Source organism: Sphingobacterium sp. Ag1 (assembly GCF_000988325.1).
Taxonomy (GTDB): domain Bacteria; phylum Bacteroidota; class Bacteroidia; order Sphingobacteriales; family Sphingobacteriaceae; genus Sphingobacterium.
The window spans coordinates 59,507-86,370 of the sequence record NZ_LBGU01000029.1; the positions used below are offsets into that span (position 1 = coordinate 59,507).

A 26,864-nucleotide genomic window follows, 5' to 3' on the forward strand; every position below is an offset into this window, starting at 1 on the left:
AAATGCCTATTCTATCCTTATTGATATTTTTACCGCTATTGGCTACGGCGCTCATTCTCGCCTTACCAACACGCTATAAATCGAGTTACAAATATATTGCTTTAGCATTCACAGCAATACAGTTTGTACTGGCCGGAATATGTTATGTACAATTTGATGCAAGCAAAACAGGAGTCCAAGATCTGGCGGGCTATCAATTTGTTGAACAGCTTTCCTGGATCCGGTTAGATTTAGGATCTATAGGAAAATTAGAGATTGATTATCTTATTGGTATTGATGGTATCTCCATGCCCTTGTTATTGCTGAGTGCCTTCGTTATGTTGATGGCTATAGGTGCCTCCTGGAATATTCAGAAAAGTCCAAAGGGATATTTTGCCTTGCTCATGGTACTTAATATGGCTGTTATGGGGATTTTCTGCGCATTGGATTTCTTCCTATTTTATTTGTTTTATGAAGTCATGTTACTGCCACTCTACTTCTTGATCGGTATCTGGGGTGGCGCAAGACGCGAATATGCAGCTATAAAATTCTTTTTATATACCCTATTCGGGTCTGTATTTATGTTGTTGATTATCGTCGGATTGTATTTTTCAGTAATCAACCCCTTGACTGGAGCACATACCTTCAACATGATCTATATGATGAATCCACAGAATTATCTTGAGGGTTCTATTTTCGGCTGGGAAGGTTATCAGGAGATTTTGGGCATTTCCGCTCGTCTGGTCGGTTTCATTGTGCTCTTTTTTGCCTTCGCTATTAAAGTACCCATTGTTCCGCTACATACTTGGCTACCGGATGCGCACGTTGAAGCGCCGACACCAGTATCTATTATTCTTGCCGGTATCCTTTTGAAAATAGGTGGTTACGGTATCATCCGTATCTGTTACAGCATCTTTCCCGATATGGCTGCCTTATCCAATTGGTGGCTGGGGTTAATTGGTGTTGTTTCCATTATTTATGGTGCTTTGAATGCCTTATCCCAAAAAGACCTGAAACGAATGATTGCTTATTCATCGGTTTCACATATGGGTTTTGTGCTGCTTGGAATTGCATCGCTGACTGCAGAAGGTATTTCTGGCGCCATGTTTCAGATGATTTCGCATGGATTTTTATCCGCGGCACTCTTTTTCCTTGTTGGTGTGGTTTACGACCGTGTACACGACAGAAATATCTATAGTTTCCGTGGCCTAGCTCAAATTATGCCCAAATACACAGGTTATGTCGCTGTCGCATTTTTTGCGTCCCTAGGCCTGCCCGGCTTTTCAGCCTTTATTGGCGAAGCCTTTGTCATTATCGGCTCCTTCAATTCGGCGAGTATAGGAACTGGATTACCGCGTTGGATGGCACTAGCGGGCTCCATAGGTATCTTATTAAGTGCGGCCTATCTACTTTGGACACTGCAACGCATGTTCTTTGGGCAAATTCGCTTAAAAGGTGGGGACTCCTGGAGTAATGCACTGACAGACGTCAATTTACGGGAACAAGTGATCTTATTTCCTACCCTAGCGCTTGCGCTATTACTTGGAATTATGCCGGCATTAGTATTTAACAACCTAAACGCCAGTGTTCTGAATCTCGTGAGTTTTATCCAACAATTTATCTAATTCAGCATGCTCGCATTCAGTCCATATATCAGTTCTTTCATCGATCAGATTATCGTAAGCGTTCCTTATTTTAAGCCCGAACTGACATTGATCGTCACTTTTATTGGTACTATCCTCGCTAGTCTTTTTATTGACAAACACTGGAAGAATACCTCTTTTGCCATTACCCTCATTGGGTTATTGCTCAGTGGCTGTTACCTTGTGGGACAGGGACTCAGTAAGATCGAGGTAACGGGCTTCTTTGATATGATCCATATTGATGCATTTGCTGTAGCTGCACGTTTGATTATGCTGTTGTCAACAATGCTCATCTGTATCTTTATCCAACAACGCCAACAAGACCGCCCCTTAGGCGACCTATACGCTGTGCTACTGACCGCAACCCTTGGCCTGCACCTGCTGACGATGTCGAGTAACTGGCTGATGATCTTTATTGCTGTGGAGACCGTTTCGATCAGCTCCTATATTATGGTTGGCTATTTTTCTTCCACAAAGGTTCAATCGGAAGCTGCTTTAAAATATGTCCTGTTTGGATCCATCTGTGCCGCCGTTATGCTCTATGGCTTGTCTTTACTATACGGTTTCACGGGAAACCTGAATTTTGACGCTCCAAGCCACATTGCCGGCTTGATGGAAGCACCCCAGATCATGATCAGCATTGCTTTATTATTTTTGCTGACAGGTATTGGATTCAAACTCAGTTTTTTTCCCTTTCATGTCTGGAGCCCGGATGTTTACCAGGGTGCCCCAACAGTGATTACCACCTATCTTGCTACGGTACCCAAAATTGCGGTCGTTGTTCTTTTGTCCAAGATATTCTCCGCATGGCTCAATGTTTCTTTTTATTTCAGTGATTTTCTGACTTATGTGATTATTGCGATCGCCATTGCAACTATGCTGATTGGTAATTTAGCCGCTTTGCGTCAACAGGATGCCAAAAGGATGATGGCCTACTCTTCCATCGGGCATACGGGTATACTCCTTATGGCTGTATTGGTTTATCAAAATAAGGAATCAAATGTGCTCTTATTTTACCTTTCCATATACGCGCTGATGAATATTGCGGTCTTTATCTTTATTGATGCCTTGGAAACTAGTTTAGGAAATACCACGATTGAATCTTATCGTGGCTTAGGAAAGCAATTCCCCCTGTTGTTCACCTCCTTTTCGATTGTTTTAATCGCTTTGGTCGGCCTACCTCCTACTGCGGGTTTTGTTGGAAAACTTTTGGTCTTTTCCAAAGTGTTCGAACAATACCAAAACTTCCAATCCTTCAGTTTGTTGGCATTACTCCTAGTTGGCGCATTGACATCTGTCATCTCCCTATTTTATTATTTTAAGATACCGCTGAATGCGTTTTTAAGAGAAAATACAGGATCTCCAGCTGTTAAATTCAATATGCTGCTCTTATGTATTGGAATCTTATGTACCGTCGCGGTGTTGATCTTAGGTATCTTTCCCGATTTATTACTTTCGGCATTCTAGAAAACAGGAAACTCCTTTCATTTTAAATAAGTCTATCGTCCAATTCATTCGCTTAATGTCTGAAGTGAATAGTAAGAATAACTCCATAATATATTTTATATTTGTAACATGATTAGTGCAATAGCAAATCCAATTTTTCAGCGTGCTATCCAGGATTACCACGTATACGATCAGATTGATCATCCAATCCAAAACCCGTATGACAAACAATCCCTGGAACATCTCCTCTATTTAAAATGCTGGATTGACACTGTACAATGGCATATGGAAGATGTTGTGCGTAATCCCGCTATTGAACCTCAAGAAGGCTTATACTGGAAAAGACGTATTGATGAATCCAATCAGTATCGCACAGATACAGTAGAGTACATTGATAGTTATTTTCTGCAAAAATTTCAAGATATACAGGCGAGTTCTACAGCGACAATCAATACTGAAAGTCCGGCATGGGCTATTGATAGACTTTCCATTCTGGCTCTAAAAATCTACCACATGGAACAGGAAACATTGCGCACAGATGCTTCCGAAACACATATCATTTCCTGCCAGGAAAAACTAAACGTTTTATTGGAACAACGAAAAGATTTATCCCAAAGTATTGATGAATTGATGACCGCCATCGCATCTGGCGATAAATACATGAAAGTCTATAAACAGATGAAAATGTATAACGATCCGGCATTGAACCCTGTCCTATATTCATCAGGAAAATAAAACATGTCCTTACCGCAGCGGATCATAGTAACCCGATTTTCAGCTATGGGCGATGTTGCCATGGTCGCCTCAGTATTGAAAGAATTCTGTATTCAATACCCTGATGTAGAAATCATAATGGTCAGCCGGAAATTCTTTGCTCCATTTTTTGATGGAATAAAAGGTGTACGGTTTCACGCGATTGAACCCAAAACAATTCATAAAGGTTTTTTGGGCTTAGTCAGGCTAAAAAAAGAACTGGCTCAATACGGCGCAGATGCTGTAGCTGACTTACATTTCAATTTACGCTCCCGCGTAGTCGATCTTTTATTTTCCTTATCGGGTGTAAAAGTAAAACAACTTGACAAAGGCAGGGCGGAAAAAAAAGCTTTAACCCGCGAAAACAACAAAATTAAGGTTCCTTTAAAGCTAACGGTCGAGCGTTATGCAGATGTATTTCGCGCATTAGGTTTCAAATTTGAACTCAGCAATAAATTGGTTCTTAATTTGCAGGATGTGCCCAAAGCGGCATTTAGTATGTTCGCGAATTTCGATCGAAAGAAAATTGGCATTGCCCCATTTGCACAACATCGTTATAAGATTTTTCCGCAAACCAAGATGGAACATGTAATAGACGAACTTACGCACAATGGCTATGATGTTTTGTTGTTTGGTGGTGGTGAACAGGAATTCCAGATTGCGCAAAACTGGACGGAGCGATTTCCCAATACCTATAATACCATAGGCAAGCTTTCGCTACGAGAAGAACTGGATTTGATTTCAAATTTAGATCTCATGATCAGTATGGACTCTTCGGGACTGCATATGGCATCGTTGATGGGCGTAAGGTGTCTTTCTTTGTGGGGAGCCACACATCCTTACGCTGGATTCATCGGTTATGGGCAGCAGCTAACAGACTGCATCCATGTTGAACACCCCAACAGACCGAGTTCAGTGTACGGCAACAAGCCCTGTGATTGTGATGGGATAGAAGCAATTGATTTAATTACACCGGAAATGGTGATTGAAAAAATAAAAGCAATAGGATGAAGATAGGGTTAATAACCATTCGATACGGATTGGATATCACCGGTGGAGCCGAATTCCATTGTAGAATGCTAGCAGAACGATTATCAGCAAAGCATGACGTGACTGTATTAACCACCAATATCAAGTTTTTAAATAAACCATCGGAAGATTTCACTCCGGGCCTAGAAATTATACAGGGAATACCTGTGATGAGGTTCGTGACCGATAAAAATTCGCGTTCCGAAAAGAAAAGTAAAATCGCCCGGAAGATACGCCGATTGATCTATCGCTGGGGGTTAGCAAAGCCTATTTTCTCCTTATTTCCCATTTGGAAATTCAAAGTTGATGATGAATCAACCTATTTGGAAGGACATCCATTTTATTCGTCTTCATTACTTAACTATATTAGGGAATTCCAACACGATTTCGACAAATTCATTTTTTTTACTTACGAAAATCCGCTAACCATATTGGGATCTCTCCTTGTACCACAGAAGTCTATTCTGATTCCCACTGCACATATGGAAAGTATGTTATTTAGAAGTATCAACACACTTTTATTCTCAAAAGTCAATCATATTGCCTTTAATACAGAAAGTGAAAAAGAAATGTGTTTAGAAATTTTCAGAAATTCGCTGGCAAAAAATACAATTGTTGGCATAGGCGTCAATCAAATAGATGATTTACCAGCTGCAGCAGCCATCAGTGCCAAATATCAGATCAAATCACCATACCTACTTTATTGTGGTCGCATAACGTCTGTAAAAATCAACAATTTTATGACCTATTTTCTGAAATTAAAATCAGAAAAACAGATCGACTTGCAACTTGTACTTACAGGAGAAAATACCATGAATGTTGAGCAAGATCCGGATATCATCTATACTGGTTTTGTAAGCGAGGAAGAAAAAAAAGCGCTAATGCAACAAAGCTTTGCCATTATTAATCCTTCACTCGCCGAAAGTTTATCACTATTGACATTGGAAGCGCTCCACTTGGGGAAACCGGTCATTGGTAACAAAAAGTGTGATGTCATGGTCGAACATGAACGCAAAAGTGGGGCTGTTTTCTGTTATGATTCCTTCCAGTCCCTAAGTTCAATTATCACATATTTGCAAGATCCAAATACCGATAAGAACATCATTGAGGCAAAAGCTAAAGAATATGTTTCTAAATATTATAATTGGGATTTGGTATTAAGTAAATTTGAACACATTTTTAAAGAAAGCTAAACCGGGTCAAGCATGATAACAATTGGATTTGACGCTAAACGATATTTTCTCAATCGAACAGGCTTAGGCAATTATAGTCGGGACCTTGTCCGTATACTGGAACAATATTATCCGGATAATACTTATTTGAAGTATACACCAAGATTAGCGGACGACCATCTTTCGGATCAAGCTATCCTTGACCAAAAAATTCGTTTACCCAAAAATGCTTTTGACCGTGCTTTTCCCGCACTTTGGCGAAGCTTTGGAATAGCATCTGACCTGCTTAATGACGGTGTAGAACTCTTTCATGGGCTTACAGGAGAGATACCAAGGGGCTTAAAAGCCCGTGGAATTAAATCTGTTGTCACGATACATGATTTAATCTTCTTACGCTATCCCGAACTCTATAAACCCATCGATCGTTGGATATACAACAAGAAATTCCAATTAGCGGTTAATCACGCTGATAAAATTATTGCAATTAGTGAACAGACTAAATCAGATATCATCGATTACTATGCAATTCCCGAACATAAGATCGAGGTTATATATCAGGGTTGCCATCCGGCTTTCAAGGTTCCAAAAAGCGACGACGAGCAGGACAAATTAAGGTTAAAATATAATTTACCCAAAGACTTCCTGTTAAATGTGGGTTCAATTGAAAAACGAAAAAATGTTTTACAAATTGTAAAAGCTATTCAGGATATCGATATTCCATTATTAATAATTGGTAAGAAAACACCCTATCTTGAGGAGATTAACAGATATATCGTAGCCAACAAATTGGAAAGCAAAGTCATTATAAAACAAGGGTTTACTATTGAAGAACTATCGACTATTTATTCGATGGCATCAATTTTTATATACCCTTCTATCTTTGAAGGCTTTGGTATCCCTATCATCGAAGCCTTATATGCTGGTACTCCTGTCATTACAACCAATTCGGGCGTATTTCCAGAAGCTGGTGGACCATCGTCTTGTTATGTCGACCCTTCAAATGTAGAGGAAATAAATCTAGCGATCAAACATATTCTCGGCGATTCGCAAGCCAGCGCTAGTATGATTGCGCAAGGACGTCACTATGTGCAAAAATTTAATGATGAAAAAATTGCATCAGAACTCATAAACTGCTATCAGTCCTTATTGTAATTTAGGCTGAACGGTATGCGTAAAATATTTATCCAAGACTTTTAATGCGATTATATCCTCTATTTTTTTATTTTTAAACTGAGCTATATATGCGTTCGCATTTTTTACAATCACCCTAGCCGCATGATCATCTGCCATAAAATAGCGCAATTTTTCCTCCAAATCAGAATAATCATCTTTAATACAAATAAAATGAACATCTGGAATTAGGCGTCCCTCCATAAACCAAGTCTCATATTTCGGCATAGGCATGACGGCAATAGAATTTGAGGACATAATCCACTTCAAGTTTGTCGCAACATCGTTTCCCTCAAGCGCCAAAATAAATTTATAATCAAGGTGCCCTGCGATGGATAAATAATCCTTATCGGAAGATCGATTAGCCTTTTTGATGTTGCACAATGGATGATCATAATACAATTGGTAGAATCTGCTACGATGCACTTGTCCAAAACCACTCCTTCCGACCAACATATCTATTTTTTTATCAAAAGACACGTCGTCCTGAAGAAAATTAAAATGTCTTGCTTTATCCAAATTTAAGACTACTGCATTGCTATTATCACCATGAATAGGTCGGCTCTTGAGTAAAGTCGGATGTGAGGGAATATGAATGATATCACCTGGCAAAATACTGAACCGCAATTTGCGGTTAAAAAACCTTAAATATTCCTTACTGTCGAAATAATAAACGCGTATGCGTTCTGGTATGCGATATTTGCCTATTTCAATAGCGTCCTGATCTAAAGGCTCAAGCCGTTCCAACTTATTGTAATAATTTACCCTATCATCAATATATGTGGCATTTTTGCGATAATAAGTGCTATTTAAACGCTTTGTCAGTTGGGCTTGAGAAAGACTATCAGGAACTAGCTCCCTAAGAATTGCTTTAATATAATAGTAAATCTTATTATTCTTATTTCGCAAAAAGATTCTTTTGAAATTCATCGATGTGCAATACTTTTCCTCAAAAATAAGTAAAAACAACTCTCCCTTAAAATAAACAAACCTAAAAGTCTGTATCAGGCTTTACAACAGGAATACGCAGTTGCAGTTTCTTCCAATGGTTAGACTTGTCTTTATAAATCATGAGTTTGCCTAATTTATACTTAAATTTCAGTAATCCTTTATAATCATCTTCTATGCAGCGATACGCTACACTCGGATTCTCTTTCAGAACTTCATTAATCGCTAATGTATAAACTGTTGGGCCGGTCATCGCATGCACATCATGTGGAAATCGATTCTGTTCAATATTATCCACAATCAGTTCCATCGTTCTTTTTAAAAAAGGATGTCCTTTATCAAAGATCAGTGCCCATTGTGCATACAGGCTCCTATTGTTCTCATGCGTTATTACCGCAACGTCATCGCTATTTAGATATTTATCGAGGGAAACTAACAAATCACTATCTAAATCTATATAAATGCCACCGTATATATATAAAACAGCATAACGAAAAAAATCTGCTTTGGCGGCCCCTATCTGAAGACGATGATAAGCTTTATTTATGCGCTCATCAAAATGTTCAGCAAAGAAGTCACTCACCCGTTGATCATCATAGAACTCATATGAATAACCCTTGTTCTTTTTCAAGAACGAGCGAATATAGAGCTTCGTAAGCCAAGGAATCTTATTATCCTTAAATGTTTGAAATATATTTTTTGGAATTCCCATGATAATGAATAACTACAGGAAACTAGAAAGTCCGTCAGCACAAGATTTCAGCTTTTCTAATTTTGTCTTTTCTAATAAATGATCGTTTTGTGGAAGAGCTTTTCTAGACGCTTCTTTATGATATAAGTGATACCCAATTGCAGCAAACTTGATTAGTTGCCCTTTGAGTCCATAATTGAATAAACGTTCCACAAATTCACTGTCTTCCCGGCCCCAGCCTTCAAAAAGATTATTAAAACCATTCACTGCACGAACATCGCGCATGTAGAAGGACATATTACAAGAGCGTACTTTGCTTCTTTTATGTGCTAGGTTTTTGGCAGTCCATCGTGCTAAAAGAAGATTACGAAAACTACTTATTCTCTTTTCAAATCGACCAGATTCGAATCCCGCCTGAAACATATTTGGATACTTTAGTTGATTCGACTCGGTTAACAATTTAGCTGTTAATGCTTGATCCAGTAAAACCCTTCCTCCTTGAATAAAATGTCCGTCTTTGGCAAGTTTTAGGTGGTCTTCAATAAAATTTGGTGCCATGAGAATATCACCGTCCACGAGTATTACATAGGGTGACTTCACTTGAGCTAGTGCTTGATTTCGAATACGCGCAACTCGAAAGCCACAGTCTTCCTGCCAAACATGGCAGATAGGAATTTCAGAAACTTGCTTATAACGGTGGACCAGCAGTCTTGTTCTATCGTCAGAACCGTCATCAGCAACAATAATTTGACTCGGCAAAACTGTTTGATTGAATGCAGACAATAGCACCAATTCCAATGCATCGGGCCTATTATACGTTGTAATAATTATTGAAGTTTCCAAAAAATAGCTATAAAACCGTAAGTGCTAATCAGATGATTTCAGGTATTTATCAATACCATTATCACAATAGGTCAAATTTAGCTTTTTTGTCTTTGCAAACAAACAATTGTTGTTGCCTAAATTTTCTTTTGCATTTATCGCATGCCAAATATGAAACACAATGCCGCCGAATTTTAAGAATCGTTTTTTGATGTTGATATTTAGAAGTCTAGCGACAAATTCTTTATCTTCCGGCCCCCAGCCCTTAAAGTCTTCATTATAGCCATTCACACGAATGGCATCTTCTCTCCAATAGGCCATATTGGCCCCATGAATCTCCCAACGTTCGTTGCCTTTATTTTTATAATTAAATTCAAAATATTTCCATAACAACTGAAAACGAAAAGCACTGAATAGGTTCGAAACTCCTTTATCGAATCTATTCACCTTTGTATCACGCTTAGTCAATTTTTTCTCGGAAAATTCCCGATCAAGATAAATACGGCTGGCCCGTACTACGGATCCTCTTTGCGCGAATTTCCGATGGTCCCGAATAAAATAGGGGTGCAAAATTAAATCACCATCAATTTGAACAATATAGTCGGATGAGGCTTTAGCGATTGCTTTATTTCTGATTTTCGCCAACTGGAAACCTTCATCTTCATGCCATACATGAATAAAAGGAATATTAAACTTACTTTTATATTCTGCCACAATTCGCTCTGTCTCCTTTCCAGACCCGTCATCAGCGATAAGGATTTCATCAGGAAGATCCTTCTGATGCAATACACTTTCCAAGCATAATGCCAACGCCTCCGGCCAGTTATAAGTAGATATTATTAGAGAGATTTTCATTTATTCATCTATTGTTAAAAACAGCATCCAAGACCTCATACTCTTTCTTTACGGTATGATTACTTCTCATATATGCAATAGCCTGATTCGATTTCCTTTCATGAAATTCACCCTCCCGGAGCAATTCAATTATATGAGAAGCGAAAGCCTGTTCATTTAGTGCTATAAGACATCCATTATCTGATTTATTAAACAATCCATCGACACCACGTTGGTTGGTTACAACCGGAATGCCAAAAGATAATGCTTCCAAAACCTTTATTTTGATTCCTGTCCCTGAAAGCATTGGACAGATAGCAACTTTAGCTTGCTCATAATATGCTGTAAGATCATCCACCAATCCATGTTTTATAACATTTTTCACAGTTGGAATATGTGCACAAATCTTGCCAATCACATGCAGTTCAACATTCGTAAGTAGTGGAAATACTTTTTCTAAAAACCACGTTATGCTTGTCACATTGTGTGGATTATCACTCGCCACATAAATTAAGTCTATCTTCTTTTCGCGTTCTTGAATAACAGGAGATGGCATTGAAACCGGAATTAATCGTACAAATTTATCTGCAAACTGTTCAAAAATATATTTTTCCTCAATTGAAAATGTCCATATCTCATTAAAAGAGGTCATCATAGACAACTCAGCTCCAAACATTTTACCCAATTGACGCATTGAAAAGTTTTCCTTTTCCTTTGTCTTATTTTGCAGCGTCAGAAAATCATGCGAATCTAAAATTGTATAAGGTCCTATCAAATTCTTTACCAAACTACCAAATTCAACATAACTAATAATAACGTAATCATATCTATGAGCGCTTAAAACCTTTTCAAATCTTCTTTGAAAGGATGGCGAAACACGATCAACCAAATTTGAGTGGAATATATTTTTTATCTCTTTTTGTAATTTATCACGAAAGAAATAACTAATCCTATTTTTTTTGGAAGATTTAAAAGGTAAAATAATCAGGTTAACATTTGGAAATTCGGATTGAAAAATAGCTTCATCTCCTGGTGCCCAATTAATTGAGGACACAAAATCAGTCTCAAAATTTGCATTTAGCGTATTAAAATAAGTTAACAATTGCTTACACCTGGTCAAATTGCCTGCTTTCGAACTGTTAGGATTTTCAGGCATAAAATATAATATTCTCTTTTTCTTTATTGTTTGCATTTATTCTTATTGAATAGGTAAAGCAGCAATTGCTTTTATATTAAATAATACGAATTATTCTCGGAAAATGCCACATTCTCCTTGATTTTTCTTTTGCAGGAGTATTAAGATCTATGAATCATCTCGCCTTCACCCCCAAACTTCTTGTAACAGTTTCCACTAAATTTAACCACCCTTTAGCCATATTTTCAAAACTGTACGCCTTCATTGCCAAATTGCTTTGAACGCCAAGTCTCGAACGTAGCGAAGGGTCCATGATCAATTGTTCGAGGTACAGCGCCATCTGCTGTTCATCCAATGCTAAAAAACCATTTTGACTGTGTTTGATCAATTCATTTACCCCGGAACAAGTAGAAAAGCCGATACTCGGCAGGCCTATTGACATGGCTTCTGCCAAGGCCAGTCCAAACCCCTCATATTTGCTGGGGAAAATAAAAATATCCGCATCCCGCATCTTTATCAAGGGATTGTCGGTGAATCCACGAAGAAAGACCCGTTCAGCCAATCCAAGATCACAAATTTGTGTATTCAATCGATCAAAGTCTGGACCTATCCCCCAAAACTCCAAATCCCAATTGGGATATTTGTTTGCCAGGTCAGCAAAAATTGCAATGGCAACATGCTGCTGCTTACATTCTGTATCCAAACGCCCAACATGAATAATCTTATATCTTTCTTTGATACGGTCATGGATAACTAAATCGTGAGGATCTACCTGCTGGATTGGATTGGCAATAACGTCGCATTGTCCCGAAAAATTAGACGGTAGAAAATCCCGATAGCTATCAAATAAGATCTGAACACCATCTAGATGATCGAAACTAGCCGTTAACAAATCAACCATATAGGCTTTTCTCCCGCCCAGAACATTGGTATAATCGTAATCAGGTCTTCCATTGACCGAATCTATAATGGGGATTGACAGTGTATTTCCATAAGTAATCTCTAGAAGTGAGCCAATGGACATGGTAATAATCAAATCCGGCTTTAGTCCGTCGATATAATCTTTCCATAAAATCGCCCGCTTTCGCAGATTAAATTGAAATAATTTAGCTTCCCCCCCCATCCGTTGCTTCAATCGGCGGTTATACCACTTGCTGTATTTTTTGCGGGCCTTGTATTTCAACCATAAAAGTGGATTCGTCCCCTTATAGTTATAAATAGGAAGCTCGAGCTTCTGCTCCAAATTAGCGTCAAAGATATTCGTCACTTTCACCGACTTATGCAGCGGAAAAACTGGGGAGCCTTTTATGTTTTCATTGGTTGCAATCTCCACTACATATCCATTTGTACTCAGTATGTTCGCTAACGTAGAACATATCTTTTCCGTGCCTCCTATTCCATTTAAAAAATACAAATGTTGTATTAGTAAAATCTTCATACGTCGAGATACTTATTTCTGATCCTTTGACGGACTTTTCTTCTTAGGCCAGCAATTGGAATAAACCTCACCCAAAATAAGCCTCGCTTCAATTTTTCAGCTCTCCTTTTACAATAATCTACGTAAAACGTATCAAAATCCCTATGATCTCGAGCTTCTACAAAATAGCTAAAAGGCACCGTTAATATTTCTTTATCGGCTTTGGTAAGATGTGGGCTTACATATACTTGCATAAAATTTTGCAATAACTTAAACAGCTCTTCCTTCTCAAGATCATTAAATGCCATTTTTAAATAGCGAAACTCAAAAGGTTCATGTTCGATAAATAGCGCTAGTTTTAAGGCTTTTGAAGCAAAAAGATCATGTTCCTTATAAAACTCCTTCAACAGTTCTAACCATATTGGGATCTGTTTCAATAAGCGATCCGTCTGCCGATTAATTTGCGTATGATTTTGATTCTCGTGCTGTCTATAAAAATATACTGCCGCCGGATTGAATCCGATCTTATCGGTCATCAAAAAGAGACGATGTGAAAACAAGCCATCCTCGCAGGGCTGAATTCCTTCAGGAAAACGGATATGGGGATAAGTGTCCAATAAGGTCTTTTTGGTCAGCAAACCGCATGTCGGTACAGCAGTCAAACGTGGCGCACGGGAACAATAAGGCTCCCCCAAAATCAGCAAATCAAAATTTTGCTGTTTAGCAATCGCTAAAGAAGCTGACAAAAAGGTGCGTTCAATAGTATCATCAGAATCTAAAAAATAGACATATTCTCCGCTCGCATGAATGAGGCCGTTATTTCGAGCGACAGAAACGCCCGAATTTTCCTGGTCAAAAAAATAAATGCGAGCATCCAATGATGCATACTTCCGGCAGATTTCAGCCGAAGAATCACTGCTACCATCATTAACGAGTATGATTTCGAAATCTTGTAATTCCTGATCAAGCACACTTTGGATCGTCTCGTCTAAATATTTTTCGACATTGTATACCGGTATAACTACCGAAACAGCAACCGGACGAGGACAATCCATACAACCATTTTTTACCATCATTAATCTTTAATATACAAAAATAGTAACAGAAATGATATATTAAAGGCTGAAATCATTTTAGTGACTTCTCAATATTGTCTTTGTTTAACGTAAATTCCCGGTATCTAAACTCCCCAGATTTATTACCGATCATTGCTCCCATCTTAATTAAAGACTCGTTGCTGCCCATTGGAAAAATTGAACTTCGATACGCATTATTTTTCAACAGCGGCTTCGGTAATACTTTGAAATTTAATCCATCTTTAGAATACCCAATGTACAACAGTTCCGCAGTATATCGTTTCACATCTCCCACTGCAATACAGAGAAAATAATAACCATCGGCAAATGTGGCCTGAATATGCCATGGTGAATTTACTCGTCCCTCTTTTAACCAGGGTCTATTTAGAAAATTTATGATTTTGCTTTCTTTAAATCCTGTAAAATTAATGCCATCGGTAGATGTTCTACGAACAACATAAGAAGGGTCTTTACCTTTAAAATTTTTCGAATTAAAATTCAGCTCAATTTCATAACTCAAAAACTCCTTCCCGTCATGGATAAAGGAGGGAGACAATAGATGATCATCTTTGGGCGTAAACGGTGGGTTGCTGGTAAAGGCGACATTCAAATTCGACCACTTTATACCATCTGTAGAGGTTTGTTGTACAATGGTGCGATGTGCATTTTGCTTCAATCGATCAAAATTGGTATTACTTAACACACATTTGCCTTTCAAAGCCTGCGCAGTGATAAAACTACCCCTATAGTAAAGATAAAACTGATTATTTAAGTATATCCAATCGACATCTGACCAGAAACCTTGAATCGGATCAACCTTGTTTTCACCGAAACTTTCTGTCGGAAAGGGAGCATTGATAATTGGATTGCTCAATCCCGGAGGATTTACCCAATCAAGACCATCATTGGATACAACAACACTTGGATTTTCAAATTTCTTTGAATTTTGATTCGTTCCAACTGCGCCAAAATAAGGCGTAAAAACCATCCAATACTTATATCCATTCAGCTTATTTGGAAAATAGAGAACATCTGGATGACAATAACTGGCATTTGCACCCGAGATATCTATAAAATCATTGGCATTTTTTAGGCCTTTAAAATTAGCGTCAGCAACAGTATGTATATTGACCAAACCTTCATCACTATCAAAAGTAACTGAATCAATGGGCTCAACAGTCCAAATAGGAGCTTCAACATCCTGCGCAAAAAAGTCCTCTGGACGGTGGCAAGCCACGAGGATAATACTTCCATAAAGAAGTATCAAAAAATTACGAATCATAAGTAAATATCAAACGGTAGAAACAAAAAAAATGCAACTTCGCTAACGATGTTTTTCAATAAATAAAATAAGCTGACGGCAAATAGCTGGATAAAACAAATTATTGTTTTTCGCTGCGAAATTAGCATAATTTTATCAAAGTAAAACAACGATTTTGTTTTTTAAATCACCAAGACAACAAAGACCCAAAATCAATCTAAAAAATTCGTTATCAAGACTTTCATTTTGCCGTTATAGGCACTAAAAAAACCACAATGCTTTAGCTTTGACACGACATTAAACGTATCACTTGAGGTAAAAAAACTATTCATAACGTAATCTACTTTTTAAAACTTACTGTATTATTATTTGTATTCATACGCAAGCCTGCTCATTGTGCAAACACAATGAACAGGAACATCAAGCGTTATTATCTATATTGGTATTAAGAATCAAAAATTTTAATCATGGACAACAGTAAAAAACTTTATATCATCCGACATGCCAAAGCCGAAACTATTCCGGGCATCAACGACTTTGATCGTGCGCTTACATCCGACGGTATACAACACGCCAAACAAGTTGCGGCTAAGCTATCCGCAAAATTGACCCTAGATGAAAACAGTATGGTGATCAGTTCGCCAGCCAATCGCGCACTCCAAACAACGCGTATTTTTCTAGACGTCATGGGTTCCTCTTCTTTTGATATTCAAATTGAAGAAACAATTTATGAATGTACGTACAAGCATATGCTGTCCATCATCAATGCAATCCCCGATCATGTCAATCATGTCCTGCTCTTTGGGCACAATCCCACGTTGACTGATCTAGTGGAATACCTGACCCGAAAAGCAGCCTACTTACGCACCTCATCCTGTGCAGAGATAAGACTTGATGGTGGCTTCACCTTTCATATGCTCAGCGGCAATTGTGCCGATCTTGTGCAAATAATTGATTAAAATTCTATTCAAAGAACAAACTTATTTTCAGCTAATATCTGCTGATTACTTACCCGCATTTGATTTCATTGCCTTATCAATCACCAAAGGCACTGAAATCAAATCCAAATCATGTGAATACACCACAAATTTCTCGACCCAGCAGGGATCAAATTTTTCCTTAAATTCTTTTAAGCCCTTTGGCTGACGGAAGTAAGGATTATTTTCATATAGAAAACTGATCAAACGTTCAACAAGCCCTTTTTTCTTGTCAAATCCCGAAAAAGGAGCCAGTCCCATATTGAGAAAAGAATAACCTTCCTCTTTGCAATATTCTAAAAAACGGATAATCAATACATCCATATTTCCACCTGGTGCATCTTGCAATTTCCGTATAAGATCATACGTCGCCTCGTCCGGAGCATAATTGGGAATGATATTCAAAAAGGCCAAAATGCGCCCTTCGTTATCCTCCAAAGTAATTACATGGCTATTTTTAATCTTACCAACGTCAAACATGCCCTGAGAAAAAACACGTTCTGAACGCTTCATGTCTCTTAACCAATGATCCGACACAACCTGTAATTTCTGAAGCAAACCATTGGATAACGGCGCCCGATATAAATTCGAAACAAAGCCTTTCTTTTCAATGCTATTCACCGCATTCCGGAGTGATTTGCGTTTCTTTCCTTCCAGCGAAAAATTATCGACATTGACAATGGCCTCTTCTCCAATCAGAAAAGATTTTTTGCCCAACTGCTTAAAAACCCCCAAATGTCTACCGTCAACGCGGTAATAAGCTGTTTTTAAACTCGATTTGCGGCAATAGTGTTCAAATGCATTTATCAGTTCTTTCATGGCATCTTCAGTATCTTCACAAACGGGACCTTCGAGCACTATCGCAAAGCCATAACATTTTCTATACGCAATAAACCCCGTCAGCTCCTTGTTAAAGAAAAGATCTTTATCGCCATAGGTCTTAAAGTAATCGACAGGTGATTTACCATAACGCTCCAAAATGTGCTGCGCGATTTCTATCTGTCCCTCAACTTCTTCGTCCGCCAACTGACATGGGTTGACCATCCAGTAGAATAATGCTGAAAGACTGATCACACTAAAAAAATTGATAGAATATAAAAAGTACTGTCCTATGGCAGTCTGCGGCTCTGCAACATCACCATTGAGCAGTATAAAACCGTGCAATGTATTGCTCACCGCATTTACAATAGTAAAGTCTGTATTAAAATGCTTCGCATTCAAGAAATAAAAGCCTGTAATACCATACAGAAGTACAACCCCAATAAGCCACAAAACCAAGCTGAGATTTAAAGAGCTGAGTCTTCTGTTACTTTGCACAAAGTAATGTTTCGATGAATAGAGTAACATCAGCAACACCAAAAAAGCAAACCAGGCTTCTTCAAAATCCAACCCTTTGGAAAGATTGGCAACAATAGAAAGTGAACATAACGCAACCGCAACATACCAAGCCATACGTAGCCCCTTCAACAAAAAGCCCGAACACATCACCAGCAATATACCGAAGAAAAGTACCGCTGCATTTGAAAAATTTAATGCATCATAAGATATAAATTGCTTTAATGCCGTTATACGGCTATGGATAGCCGGCGTTAAGACCGAGATGATATTAATAAGGCCCATCACAAAAATAAAAACAGATGGAAGTATCCGAACAAAGATGTTGTTCTTATTCACAAAGAAACTAATTCCACCCAATGCCAACGGGCCCCAAAACTCAAATAAACGATATAACAAGGATATAGAAATCGCCTGTTCTTCGTTGTAGCCAAACTTACACAGAATGACAACCATCGACACCTCGATAAGTCCAACCCCCTTCATCAACGGTGAAAAACAATAGACCAAGGTTCCGACAGCATAGGTTACTGTACAGGCCAATAACGATGTTTCAAAGCCTAAAGCAAGCATAGCAATATAGATATGCAAAATCCCGACGAGCTCAATGACTGTCGCCCAAAGGAGACTTTGCAATACAGCCCAAAAATCTACGCCTTTTTTATGGAGTTCATTCCAGGTATTAGCAACGGAAGGGAAATGACGTACGGTAAAATTGTAGGCTCCACCACCACGGTAAAATGAGCTGCAGTACCAACCAAATCCCAGCAGTAGGACGCTAAAAACAAGCAAAATCCCAATGATTTGCATATCAAGACCTGCGATTCCAACAAACAGAAAAACAAAAAGACAGAGGATAAATAAGGATACTAAACTAATAACTGCGTAGATAACCGAAGAAAGATTGGTGTTTGTATCATCAATTCCCTCCTGATTGACCTCTTTCTTAAAGAAAGCCAGGGAGGTAAATCCACCTACTGGAAGAAAAACACTGATAAAGTTTCTCTTTAGAAATAGGCGAGTAGCCCCACCCAGTGATAGTTTCTGTTGCAAAGACCTAAAACTATAGACATAGACCAAACCTTGCATGGCGATATAAGCCAAAGAAACCACAATCCCGATTGCCACCCAAAATAACGAGCTTGACTGGATAAGCCCTACCGACGATGCTAGCTCCTGTCTTTGATTTGCAAAAAAATATACAGCACCCAAAATGACCAATAGGCCCAACAAGGATTTCCAGATCAACATCTTGTTTTTCATCAGCATAATTACCTCTCGAATTGACAAACCCAATTATTTCGTTTTTCTAAACCACTTTTACTAATGACATCATTTCCTCAAAATAGTCCCAATCCAATTTGTCTTTTTTCAAGCATCAAAAATCAATACCGATCTTTGCCCGCACACCCCATGGAGATACCCCCGGATTATCCAGGTACGTAAAACGGCGAACCAGATCGACCCGTAAAATTTTAAAGATATTACTCAGCCCAACACTACCTTCTATATAGGCCCCATTATTAAGCGAGAACAGCTGCGGTTCGCGCGGATCCTTGGGCAATTCATCAAAATTTTTTGTGTATCTGTTGGAGGCATCAACAGCGCCATACAACATCTTTACAGAGGCAATCTCCCGGAGATCCAGTTTTTTTAAAAGCGGAACTTTATTCAGAAAAAAACCATTAAATGAATGTTGAAGCAATAGTGATGTATATTTATCGCTCATAAATTCCATCGAATTCATCAAATTGTAGGAGTTGAGCTGGTACGAATACGTTTGATTTGCCCGATGAATAATCATCAGCGGATAGGGAACCTTTCCAAATTGGATACCCGATTCAAATACGATATCGGCAAAACCAAATTGGGACGCAAAAAATCGCTTATTGGCATTTAATATGAAACGTTGGTAGTTATAATCTCCACCCAATAAACCTTTCACACCAACCTGTGCGGCTAAGGTAAAAATTGGTTGGCCCGTATTGATGATACGTCGATAACGTTTTCCCTGGTATAATTTCTCATGTGGAGCCCAGCGAATCTCTCCGGTGAAAGCAGAAGTCCACAGCTCATTGCCGTTACTTCTTCTAAAAGCGCGACGGTCAAATGTTAAGATACCACCCGGGCTAAGGATTTGATTGAAGAACCCCACTTTAAAGGATAAATGGTTTTCAAACTCCTGCCAATATTCGATCTGCCTCCGCTGTAGATAAAACATTTTGTCATTTTCCCCTCTTCTGAATGAAAGCAAAAAATTGTCATTGTCAATAAAATTGAGATCCTGGCCCGGCACCTGCACCTCTTTACTAACCTTAGCGGAGACTAACTTTACCGGAAATTTGTATACCGATGCACCGTTAAGGGAGTAAGTAGCCCCCATATTATATTTCCATTGCCTATCTTTCGTACCATAGGCACCATAACCATCCAGGACCAATGTCTTGCTAAAAATATCCGTCGTGTTGCCCCCAAATTTAAATCGGCTTCCTTCGACAGGGTTAAAACTATAGAATGAAGGTACTGGCCCTATTTCGATAACACCGCGGCCATAATACCCCGACATGATAAAGGAGCCCAATGCCATCAGATTTTTGAAAGATTTTGATTGTTTTAAACTATCGATATTCGTAAAGGCCTGCGCCTCCAGCTTACTCAGTTTCTCAGGTCTCGCAAGATTCCAGTCAATTCCATTCGGATTCTGTGGTCCTGTTCGTGTCAATGCTTTACCATTAACAGCGAGTTGTGTTTCACTGGAAGGTGATCTGCTGGTTACTTTCTCCCCAAACAAACCCATACCATCCTTAAAAATCCCTAGGTCTATCGTCAGGACTCCCCTACTCAGAAAAAAACGATGCGCTTGATTCTCCGAATAATTTAAAACAATATTTAACCCCTTTACCCAATTGATATTGGTCGCTTCGTTGATGGTCAGCTCCGCTTGATCTAAGGCATAACTCCCATCTAAGCGGATATAGATGAAGCCTGAAAAAAGTGCATCCTCTTTATTGCGTGGTTCTACGCGTATTTTGGCATGCCAAGGTTTACTATCCTTCAAGGTGTCAACCAGGTAATATTTATAAAACGAAGGTCCCAACGTCGCGATAGGGCTCAAAAAACGTCTATTCCCAATAGAGACATCCGTATCATAGATATTTGTTTCGCCATAGATTTTATCCAGATACTCATCAATACCGTCTTCATCCAGGTACTGATCTACGCGCGACTGATTCTCCCCCAGTAAAACAAAGTTATTACCTTTAGCGGCATCCAATTTTCGCTGACCGATTTTTTCATCCATGAATATGGGTACCAGCGATCTCCCCGGATACTTTAGCGTATCCATCCCCTGTTTCAAGAATCCGAAACGTTTGAGTAAGCGGGATTTATCCACCTTTTGATTTTGGATAGACAGGGACATCGATAGCTTCTCATATTCCTGATAGCTCCCTGCGGCCCCATTTAGGGCATTATTTTCGTCTCTTTTTTCAATTACTTTACGGATTAAATCGACTGTTGGATTATGTTTATTCGTGTATTTCCTCTTTTTAGGCGCATTCACGACAACTTCATCAAGACTTTGTTGTTCATCTTCCAAACGGATAATAAGAACCTTCTTGCCCTGTGCGACACTCATCGGGAACAACTGCTTTTTATAGCCAACGGCACTAAATAATAATTCCCAGTTGTCAGGCACGGATGATAGTTGAAAATGCCCCTCTTTATTTGTTGCTACAGATCTGGCCGTGTGGGAAAGCGTTACAGTAACACCTTGAATGGGTTTTGCTGATGAGGCATCGAGGACAATTCCTGTTAATGAAGCTCCTTGTCCAAATAGTCGAGAAGTAAAGAACAGTAAAACCAATAAGAAACGATATTGCATAAAAAAACCTTGCATCTAAATTCAGTAGGATGACAAGGTTTTTATAAAAAAGTCCTAGTGCGATTGCTATCTTAATCGCACAGTATTATAAATCGTCTTAAAATCACGATTATAATTATGCGGTCCAGCCAATACATCGACCTTTAATCCCGCATTACGAAACATTTTCACGAGATCTTCTTCGCCCTCTTTACAAAAAACATAAGTCGAAGGGATTTGCTTTAGCTTCAACACTTCAGCAAGTACCTCATAGCCATTGGCTTTCTGTTTCCAGTTGAGCATTGTCGATACGGTCACCTCAAAGCTCGCGTACTGATCGGGTGATAAATAGGTAACATGCCGGATAGCTTTTTTCAATGGATCCGAAAAATTATTCAGGACAAAGGGCAACACTCCCGCAGAAAATGAATGTCCTATCAAATAAATCTGGTCACAATCCCATTCTTTTCTGAAATGGTCAATATATCGTTCGAATTCCCTGCCCGCTTCTTGTGGTGTTTTCTTTTTCCAGAAATATTTTTTTGCATCGATGACCAAACGAGGATATCCATCGAGCGAAAAGTAAGCTAACAGGTTTTTACTAAAATCATTATAACCGCCATCACCCGTAATAAATACAAGCATTGTTTTTTGTTTGTTATTGGCATCTTTAAGTGGAATAACGTAACTTGGCAGTACTTCTGCGTGTACTGGTTTTAGGGCAAGACTTAGCCAAAAAAATAGCAATAGCAATAATCTATCTGCTTTATAATGTGCAGTGTTCATGTGTATATAATATGTGTAAATATTTGCTTTGAATAATAACAATGCCTGTGACCACCTGGGATGATTCATTAATAAATACGCCGTGAAATCCTTTCCTCTGACACTATTTACCGGTTCTAATGTCCTTTATTGGAATAGATTTACGCACACCGTCCATCACATAAAAAAAGCCAAGAGCATTGTTTGAAATGTTACCTTCGACATTAGCAGGTACTGCAGACAATAAACCTTTCCATTCTGTCTCCTGAAATAGATTATAAATAAAACGGGAGTAACGTGGCGATTCAGAAAACTTAGAGACGATTAAACTGTCCTTCAACGATACTTCATAGTTGTAGGTCTTCCCAAGTAAGTTGTTCAGTACGTTGGGCGCGCCCAAACGATAACTATAACTAAAAGGAGATCGAAAAGAAGAGATATCGTCTTCGGAAAAATCCTTTTGCGGCATAATAAGCCATTTATTAGAGGTTCGCATCCCGAACAGATGTTTACTGACTTTTACCCCCCATTTGCCATTCAAGTTATTTTTTTCTACCGGCAGAAAGGCATTTTCAATCGGTATCACGGGTATCAATTGATCCTGTGCTTCATATGATTTCCCATTCAAAGTAATCGTAAGCTGAAATACATTTCCTACGGTGTCCTTGAGGTTGAACAGCTCCCCATAGTAAAGCCCTTCACCCAAATCATTGAATTCAATCGTATTGGGACCATTGGTTACGCGGACGGTGGCTCCGCTAATCCCAATAGTCCCTGAATTAGACTTTAGCCCATCCAATTTCTTTAATTGGATATACTGCTCTTTGTACATGGTATTAATCCCGCCTTCAACAATCATATCGTACGATTGCCCCTCGTCTACAGCTGACTTCTGACAAGAAACCACTAAAAAACAAGCAACTATAATCAATAAGAATCTCATATCAATCAAAATCTCATGGTGTAACTAATCGAGGGAACCCGCCCAGAAAAGGATGTTTTCTGAATTGCCAAATTCCCATTGCTATCTTCGGAGAAACTATAATAAAGTGGATTGCGCTGATCAAATATATTATATAATCCAAAATTCAAGGTGTGTCTTCTTCCTCGCTCTCGCTGCCTTATGGTTTCCAAATCTACCGAGCAATTTAGATCAAAACGACTAAACGTAGGCATGCGATGGGAATTACGACTTGAATACACTGGAACATATATCCCCTCATATTCCATAAATCCTATTGGATAGGTTAAAGGTCTCCCTGTATGAATCGTATAAAAAGCACTGAGACGCACCGACCTCCCCAAATCGTAGGACAAGTTGCTCTTAAGCACATGTGGAATATCGAAATTGGCTGCATACTCTTTTCCTTTATTGATGCCGTTGATCTTCCGAAACGATCTGGACCAGCTATAGAAAATACTGCCCGAAAACTCACCGATACGCTGATTGACGGATAATTCTAGTCCATAGGCACGCCCCTTTCCTTGGCGCAGCTGTGTTTCGATAAATGGGTTGAGTATTAACTGTGCATGATCGATCAATTCGACCTGATTGCCCATTCTCTTCCAATACCCTTCCAGTCCGATATTTCCACGATACAATAATCTGTTGATACGAAAAGAAATCGCATCAACATATTGTGGTTTAATATTTAATCCCGCCGGTACCCACGCTTCCAACGAGGAAAAAGCAAGTTCATCGTTCTGTAATAACTGCAAATATTGATAACTCCGATTATAAGCCAGTCGGAAAGCATAATCATTGCTCATTTTATATTGCAAAGACAGGCGTGGCTCTAAACCATAATACGATTTTTTCTTGTCAGCATCGTTTGACAACGGCTTATACGAGCTGCCATCCAATAAATAATAGCGTCCAAAGGAGGCATTAAAAAAGGTATTTGCCCGCATTCCCGCAACAATCCGGAAGGCTGAATCAATCTTCCAGTTAAAAGAAATATAACCCGTATAATCATAGGCCTGGGCCCTAAAGATATTATCCTCCGTATTTGAATTTACCGGTGATATCTCCCCGGGATTAAAACGATGTAAGGTACCCTGGAGACCAAAATCCAAGGTGCGGTCCAATCCCATAAAATACGTAAAATCGGATTTCAAACTAAAGTCGCGTATCCGTGTCAACCAGATCTGATTGTCACTCGATTCGGGTTTACTGACATCCAATTTATTATGATAATCACTGAATATAGCCGAAAGGTTCATAAATAATCGGTCACTATGCACATGGTTCCACCGCAAAGTAGAGGTCCAATTACCCCAACGATTGGTATTCTTATTCGGTGAAATAACTTTATCTTGCCCATAGTAACCCGAAAGATAAACCCGATTTTTCTCGTCAAATGTATAGTTGAACTTCACGTTATAGTCACTGTACTTACCTTTGACATTAAACAGCCGATAATCTGTATTAAAAGCATTTAATATACTTCCCCGTGCAGTGGCAATGAAAGCACCTTTTCCTTTTTTTATAAATGGTCCCTCAGCACCAACCCGAGCAATCAATAGACTTGATCCACCAAAAACATGAAAAGCATTGGCATCGCCATCTCTGGTACTCATATCCATAATGGAAGAAAGACGTCCCCCTAAATTTGCAGGGATAGCATCCTTATAAAGCTGGGTATTCTTCAAGATATCCGAATTAAACACCGAGGTTAAACCGAATAGATGCGATGGATTATAAACAACAGCTTCATCGAGCAAAATAAGATTCTGGTCTTTACCGCTTCCCCTTACAAAAAGATTACTGCCACCTTCTGTTAATCCGTTAATCCCATTTTGCATCTGTAATACCTTCATGATATCAGCCTCGCCTTTATAAAAAGCATTTCTTCGTGTTTGGGTCCAATTGATCTTATCGGTGAAACTTCCCATGTGCTGCGCAGTCAAGGAAGAATCCACATTGACCACCACCTCACTCAAGTTGAAATCTACCGGAGCGAGCTTAATGACCAGGTAATTATTTTCTAACGCAGCATTTAATGAGACCACCCTTGTTTTATAGCCCAGATAACTTACATAACAACTGTATTCGCCCCGTGGTAATGTCAGCGAGTAAAACCCATATTTATTACTTAAACTACTTTTACCTTTCTCCGCGATCAACAAAGTGGCACCAATCAGGTTTTCACCACTCAGACTGTCCACAACACGTCCTTTTATGGTAAAAGTTTTATCTTCCTCATAGAAGATCAGCGCCCTATTGATAATTGTAAATCCAACATTGGAATCTTTCAGCAAATAATTAAGAACTTCTTCCAAATTGGATTTGTCAAACGAACGACTATAGATGATGTCCTTGTTAAAAATCTGCTCATCATAGGACATGGATATATCGTATGTTTTATGAATTTCGGTAAGTATCTGAATGATCTGTTTGTTGTGCGTGTCAATTGAAATCCGTAATTCAGCAGGGGAGCTCTGTCCGATGGCTTTCGCACATACAACCATAACTAACCAGCAGAAAAAGAGCAGACGATACAGGATCCTATCTTTCATATCAGCAACGCGAAGAGTCTATTCGTAGATACTATATCCCTTTTTACCAGCTTTCCATTTCACATTTAAGGTTTTGGAAAGAATCTGAACGATCTCATTGAGCGTCTGCCCATCAAAATACATGCTGAGCTTCCGTGCTTTTAAACTATCTCCAACGACAGTTATATTCGCCCGAAAGTGCTTTTCCAAATCTGAGCAGATACTATCCAACCGAACATTTGAGTAGCTCAGCTTTTGCGCTACGTCAGTATCATTGTCTACCGACAGATCAATTTTAGATAAAGACGCTGTTTGTCTTTTATAAAGGCCCTTTTGATTTTTCTGTAAAACAAGCTCTTTTGCATGATCACCCTTTCCACTACTTAAGGCTACTACCCCCTCTTTCACAAATACTTCGACATCATCTTTCAGTAAATTGACCTCAAAGGTAGTGCCGATATCACGTACATAATTATGTTCAAGATCCACCACAAAGGAGTTTCCTGTTTGATGTTTGACATCGAATAGCGCTTTTCCCTTTTTGAGCTCGACAGTTCTTTGCTGCGAAAATGTCCTTTTGTTGAACATCGCTTCAGCTCCGGCCTGTAGTGTGATGATCGAACCATCGGGAAGTAGGGTAGGCTGCTGTGCTACTGATCCATATAACCGGACTTCATACCCCATCCAACGGTCGAAGTTCAGGTAACCGGCAAAACCGACCACGAACAATACGGCTGCAGCCACAAATTTCATCCAGGGTTTCCAGATTGTTCGTACCGCTGTCGCGATCTCCGGTTTTTGATGATCCCCTGTTTTATCCAACTGATTTTTAAATTTTTCCCATTGGCTACCAGTATCTACTTTTTTATAGCATTCCAGTACTATAAGGTCGTCAGCTATACTTCTAACTTCGTGGTATAGATCGTGGTTTTCCACATCCTCCGAAATCCAACGCCCAAGCAACACTCCTTCCCTTTCGGAAATAGTCCCATCCAGCTCTTTCTGAATCAAGTCATAAGGAATAAATCTTGAAGTATTGTTTTCTTCCATA

Annotated in this window: 21 protein-coding genes; 7 read left to right on the forward strand and 14 right to left on the reverse strand. The window is 39.0% G+C overall.

Going from position 1 to position 26,864, the window contains the following annotated elements; genetic code table 11:
* Nucleotides 1-2: 2 nt before the first annotated feature.
* The 6 genes from AAW12_RS06350 (at nucleotide 3) to AAW12_RS06375 (ending at nucleotide 7,174) form a co-directional block, all read left to right on the forward strand.
* On the forward strand, nucleotides 3-1,604 hold the full coding sequence (locus tag AAW12_RS06350; RefSeq protein WP_046672769.1) for a NuoM family protein: 1,602 nt from the start codon (nucleotides 3-5) through the stop codon (nucleotides 1,602-1,604).
* Nucleotides 1,605-1,610: 6 nt separating this feature from the next.
* Complete coding sequence (locus AAW12_RS06355; RefSeq protein WP_046672770.1) at nucleotides 1,611-3,089, forward strand: NADH-quinone oxidoreductase subunit N; 1,479 nt, start codon at nucleotides 1,611-1,613, stop codon at nucleotides 3,087-3,089.
* A gap of 108 nt (nucleotides 3,090-3,197) precedes the next feature.
* Nucleotides 3,198-3,803 (forward strand): DUF4254 domain-containing protein, encoded by a 606-nt coding sequence (locus AAW12_RS06360; protein WP_046672771.1) that lies wholly within the window; start codon nucleotides 3,198-3,200, stop codon nucleotides 3,801-3,803.
* A 3-nt stretch (nucleotides 3,804-3,806) separates the two neighbouring features.
* Nucleotides 3,807-4,832 (forward strand): glycosyltransferase family 9 protein, encoded by a 1,026-nt coding sequence (locus tag AAW12_RS06365; RefSeq protein ID WP_046672772.1) that lies wholly within the window; start codon nucleotides 3,807-3,809, stop codon nucleotides 4,830-4,832.
* Entirely contained in the window at nucleotides 4,829-6,043 is a 1,215-nt protein-coding gene (locus AAW12_RS06370) for a glycosyltransferase family 4 protein (RefSeq protein WP_084823096.1), read from the forward strand. The genes AAW12_RS06365 and AAW12_RS06370 overlap by 4 nt, the downstream gene beginning before the upstream one ends.
* Before the next feature lie 12 nt (nucleotides 6,044-6,055).
* On the forward strand, nucleotides 6,056-7,174 hold the full coding sequence (locus AAW12_RS06375; protein WP_231585217.1) for a glycosyltransferase family 4 protein: 1,119 nt from the start codon (nucleotides 6,056-6,058) through the stop codon (nucleotides 7,172-7,174).
* On the opposite strand, the gene AAW12_RS06380 is transcribed toward AAW12_RS06375, so the two are convergent.
* From AAW12_RS06380 to AAW12_RS06415, 8 genes are all read right to left on the reverse strand, one after another.
* Complete coding sequence (locus AAW12_RS06380) at nucleotides 7,166-8,122, reverse strand: glycosyl transferase family 90 (protein ID WP_046672773.1); 957 nt, start codon at nucleotides 8,120-8,122, stop codon at nucleotides 7,166-7,168. The genes AAW12_RS06375 and AAW12_RS06380 overlap by 9 nt on opposite strands.
* A gap of 61 nt (nucleotides 8,123-8,183) precedes the next feature.
* The gene (locus tag AAW12_RS06385; RefSeq protein WP_046672774.1) at nucleotides 8,184-8,852 is read right to left on the reverse strand and encodes a glycosyltransferase family 32 protein; all 669 of its coding nucleotides are present in this window, start codon (nucleotides 8,850-8,852) and stop codon (nucleotides 8,184-8,186) included.
* Between the two features lie 12 nt (nucleotides 8,853-8,864).
* Complete coding sequence (locus tag AAW12_RS06390; RefSeq protein ID WP_046672775.1) at nucleotides 8,865-9,674, reverse strand: glycosyltransferase family 2 protein; 810 nt, start codon at nucleotides 9,672-9,674, stop codon at nucleotides 8,865-8,867.
* A 24-nt stretch (nucleotides 9,675-9,698) separates the two neighbouring features.
* Nucleotides 9,699-10,508, reverse strand: coding sequence for a glycosyltransferase family 2 protein (locus AAW12_RS06395; RefSeq protein ID WP_046672776.1), 810 nt, complete (start codon nucleotides 10,506-10,508; stop codon nucleotides 9,699-9,701).
* A gap of 4 nt (nucleotides 10,509-10,512) precedes the next feature.
* A complete protein-coding gene (locus AAW12_RS06400) occupies nucleotides 10,513-11,679 on the reverse strand; it encodes a glycosyltransferase family 4 protein (RefSeq protein WP_053003546.1) in 1,167 nt (388 codons plus the stop codon).
* Nucleotides 11,680-11,797: 118 nt separating this feature from the next.
* On the reverse strand, nucleotides 11,798-13,060 hold the full coding sequence (locus AAW12_RS06405; RefSeq protein WP_046672777.1) for a glycosyltransferase: 1,263 nt from the start codon (nucleotides 13,058-13,060) through the stop codon (nucleotides 11,798-11,800).
* Nucleotides 13,057-14,094: a glycosyltransferase family 2 protein gene (locus tag AAW12_RS06410; RefSeq protein ID WP_046672817.1), complete on the reverse strand. Its 1,038-nt coding sequence runs from the start codon at nucleotides 14,092-14,094 to the stop codon at nucleotides 13,057-13,059. Before AAW12_RS06410 ends, AAW12_RS06405 begins: the two co-directional genes overlap by 4 nt.
* Before the next feature lie 73 nt (nucleotides 14,095-14,167).
* Nucleotides 14,168-15,397 (reverse strand): hypothetical protein, encoded by a 1,230-nt coding sequence (locus AAW12_RS06415; RefSeq protein WP_046672778.1) that lies wholly within the window; start codon nucleotides 15,395-15,397, stop codon nucleotides 14,168-14,170.
* 446 nt (nucleotides 15,398-15,843) lie between these two features.
* On the opposite strand from AAW12_RS06415, the gene AAW12_RS06420 reads away from it, so the two are divergent.
* Nucleotides 15,844-16,335 (forward strand): SixA phosphatase family protein, encoded by a 492-nt coding sequence (locus AAW12_RS06420; protein WP_046672779.1) that lies wholly within the window; start codon nucleotides 15,844-15,846, stop codon nucleotides 16,333-16,335.
* 45 nt (nucleotides 16,336-16,380) lie between these two features.
* Here the strand turns inward: AAW12_RS06420 and AAW12_RS06425 are convergent, their stop codons facing one another.
* The 6 genes from AAW12_RS06425 to AAW12_RS06450 all read right to left on the reverse strand — a co-directional run bounded on the left by AAW12_RS06425 (nucleotide 16,381) and on the right by AAW12_RS06450 (nucleotide 26,863).
* Entirely contained in the window at nucleotides 16,381-18,951 is a 2,571-nt protein-coding gene (locus AAW12_RS06425) for a flippase-like domain-containing protein (RefSeq protein ID WP_197083986.1), read from the reverse strand.
* A 115-nt stretch (nucleotides 18,952-19,066) separates the two neighbouring features.
* Complete coding sequence (locus AAW12_RS06430) at nucleotides 19,067-21,586, reverse strand: DUF5686 and carboxypeptidase-like regulatory domain-containing protein (protein ID WP_053003547.1); 2,520 nt, start codon at nucleotides 21,584-21,586, stop codon at nucleotides 19,067-19,069.
* A gap of 51 nt (nucleotides 21,587-21,637) precedes the next feature.
* Nucleotides 21,638-22,336 (reverse strand): AcvB/VirJ family lysyl-phosphatidylglycerol hydrolase, encoded by a 699-nt coding sequence (locus tag AAW12_RS06435; protein ID WP_197083987.1) that lies wholly within the window; start codon nucleotides 22,334-22,336, stop codon nucleotides 21,638-21,640.
* 103 nt (nucleotides 22,337-22,439) lie between these two features.
* Entirely contained in the window at nucleotides 22,440-23,258 is an 819-nt protein-coding gene (locus AAW12_RS06440) for a DUF4249 family protein (protein WP_046672782.1), read from the reverse strand.
* Nucleotides 23,259-23,263: 5 nt separating this feature from the next.
* Nucleotides 23,264-25,834 (reverse strand): TonB-dependent receptor, encoded by a 2,571-nt coding sequence (locus AAW12_RS06445; protein ID WP_084823097.1) that lies wholly within the window; start codon nucleotides 25,832-25,834, stop codon nucleotides 23,264-23,266.
* Nucleotides 25,835-25,852: 18 nt separating this feature from the next.
* Complete coding sequence (locus tag AAW12_RS06450) at nucleotides 25,853-26,863, reverse strand: FecR family protein (protein ID WP_046672783.1); 1,011 nt, start codon at nucleotides 26,861-26,863, stop codon at nucleotides 25,853-25,855.
* Nucleotide 26,864 lies beyond the last annotated feature (1 nt).

Bases quoted from the DNA above. Each gene is read 5' to 3' on its own strand.
- AAW12_RS06350 (WP_046672769.1), top strand. From the start codon at position 3: ATGCCTATTCTATCCTTATTGATATTTTTACCGCTATTGGCTACGGCG.
- AAW12_RS06355 (WP_046672770.1), top strand. From the start codon at position 1,611: ATGCTCGCATTCAGTCCATATATCAGTTCTTTCATCGATCAGATTATC.
- AAW12_RS06360 (WP_046672771.1), top strand. From the start codon at position 3,198: ATGATTAGTGCAATAGCAAATCCAATTTTTCAGCGTGCTATCCAGGAT.
- AAW12_RS06365 (WP_046672772.1), top strand. From the start codon at position 3,807: ATGTCCTTACCGCAGCGGATCATAGTAACCCGATTTTCAGCTATGGGC.
- AAW12_RS06370 (WP_084823096.1), top strand. From the start codon at position 4,829: ATGAAGATAGGGTTAATAACCATTCGATACGGATTGGATATCACCGGT.
- AAW12_RS06375 (WP_231585217.1), top strand. From the start codon at position 6,056: ATGATAACAATTGGATTTGACGCTAAACGATATTTTCTCAATCGAACA.
- AAW12_RS06380 (WP_046672773.1), bottom strand. From the start codon at position 8,122: ATGAATTTCAAAAGAATCTTTTTGCGAAATAAGAATAATAAGATTTAC.
- AAW12_RS06385 (WP_046672774.1), bottom strand. From the start codon at position 8,852: ATGGGAATTCCAAAAAATATATTTCAAACATTTAAGGATAATAAGATT.
- AAW12_RS06395 (WP_046672776.1), bottom strand. From the start codon at position 10,508: ATGAAAATCTCTCTAATAATATCTACTTATAACTGGCCGGAGGCGTTG.
- AAW12_RS06400 (WP_053003546.1), bottom strand. From the start codon at position 11,679: ATGCAAACAATAAAGAAAAAGAGAATATTATATTTTATGCCTGAAAAT.
- AAW12_RS06405 (WP_046672777.1), bottom strand. From the start codon at position 13,060: ATGAAGATTTTACTAATACAACATTTGTATTTTTTAAATGGAATAGGA.
- AAW12_RS06410 (WP_046672817.1), bottom strand. From the start codon at position 14,094: ATGGATTGTCCTCGTCCGGTTGCTGTTTCGGTAGTTATACCGGTATAC.
- AAW12_RS06415 (WP_046672778.1), bottom strand. From the start codon at position 15,397: ATGATTCGTAATTTTTTGATACTTCTTTATGGAAGTATTATCCTCGTG.
- AAW12_RS06420 (WP_046672779.1), top strand. From the start codon at position 15,844: ATGGACAACAGTAAAAAACTTTATATCATCCGACATGCCAAAGCCGAA.
- AAW12_RS06425 (WP_197083986.1), bottom strand. From the start codon at position 18,951: ATGAAAAACAAGATGTTGATCTGGAAATCCTTGTTGGGCCTATTGGTC.
- AAW12_RS06430 (WP_053003547.1), bottom strand. From the start codon at position 21,586: ATGCAAGGTTTTTTTATGCAATATCGTTTCTTATTGGTTTTACTGTTC.
- AAW12_RS06435 (WP_197083987.1), bottom strand. From the start codon at position 22,336: ATGAACACTGCACATTATAAAGCAGATAGATTATTGCTATTGCTATTT.
- AAW12_RS06440 (WP_046672782.1), bottom strand. From the start codon at position 23,258: ATGAGATTCTTATTGATTATAGTTGCTTGTTTTTTAGTGGTTTCTTGT.
- AAW12_RS06445 (WP_084823097.1), bottom strand. From the start codon at position 25,834: ATGAAAGATAGGATCCTGTATCGTCTGCTCTTTTTCTGCTGGTTAGTT.
- AAW12_RS06450 (WP_046672783.1), bottom strand. From the start codon at position 26,863: ATGGAAGAAAACAATACTTCAAGATTTATTCCTTATGACTTGATTCAG.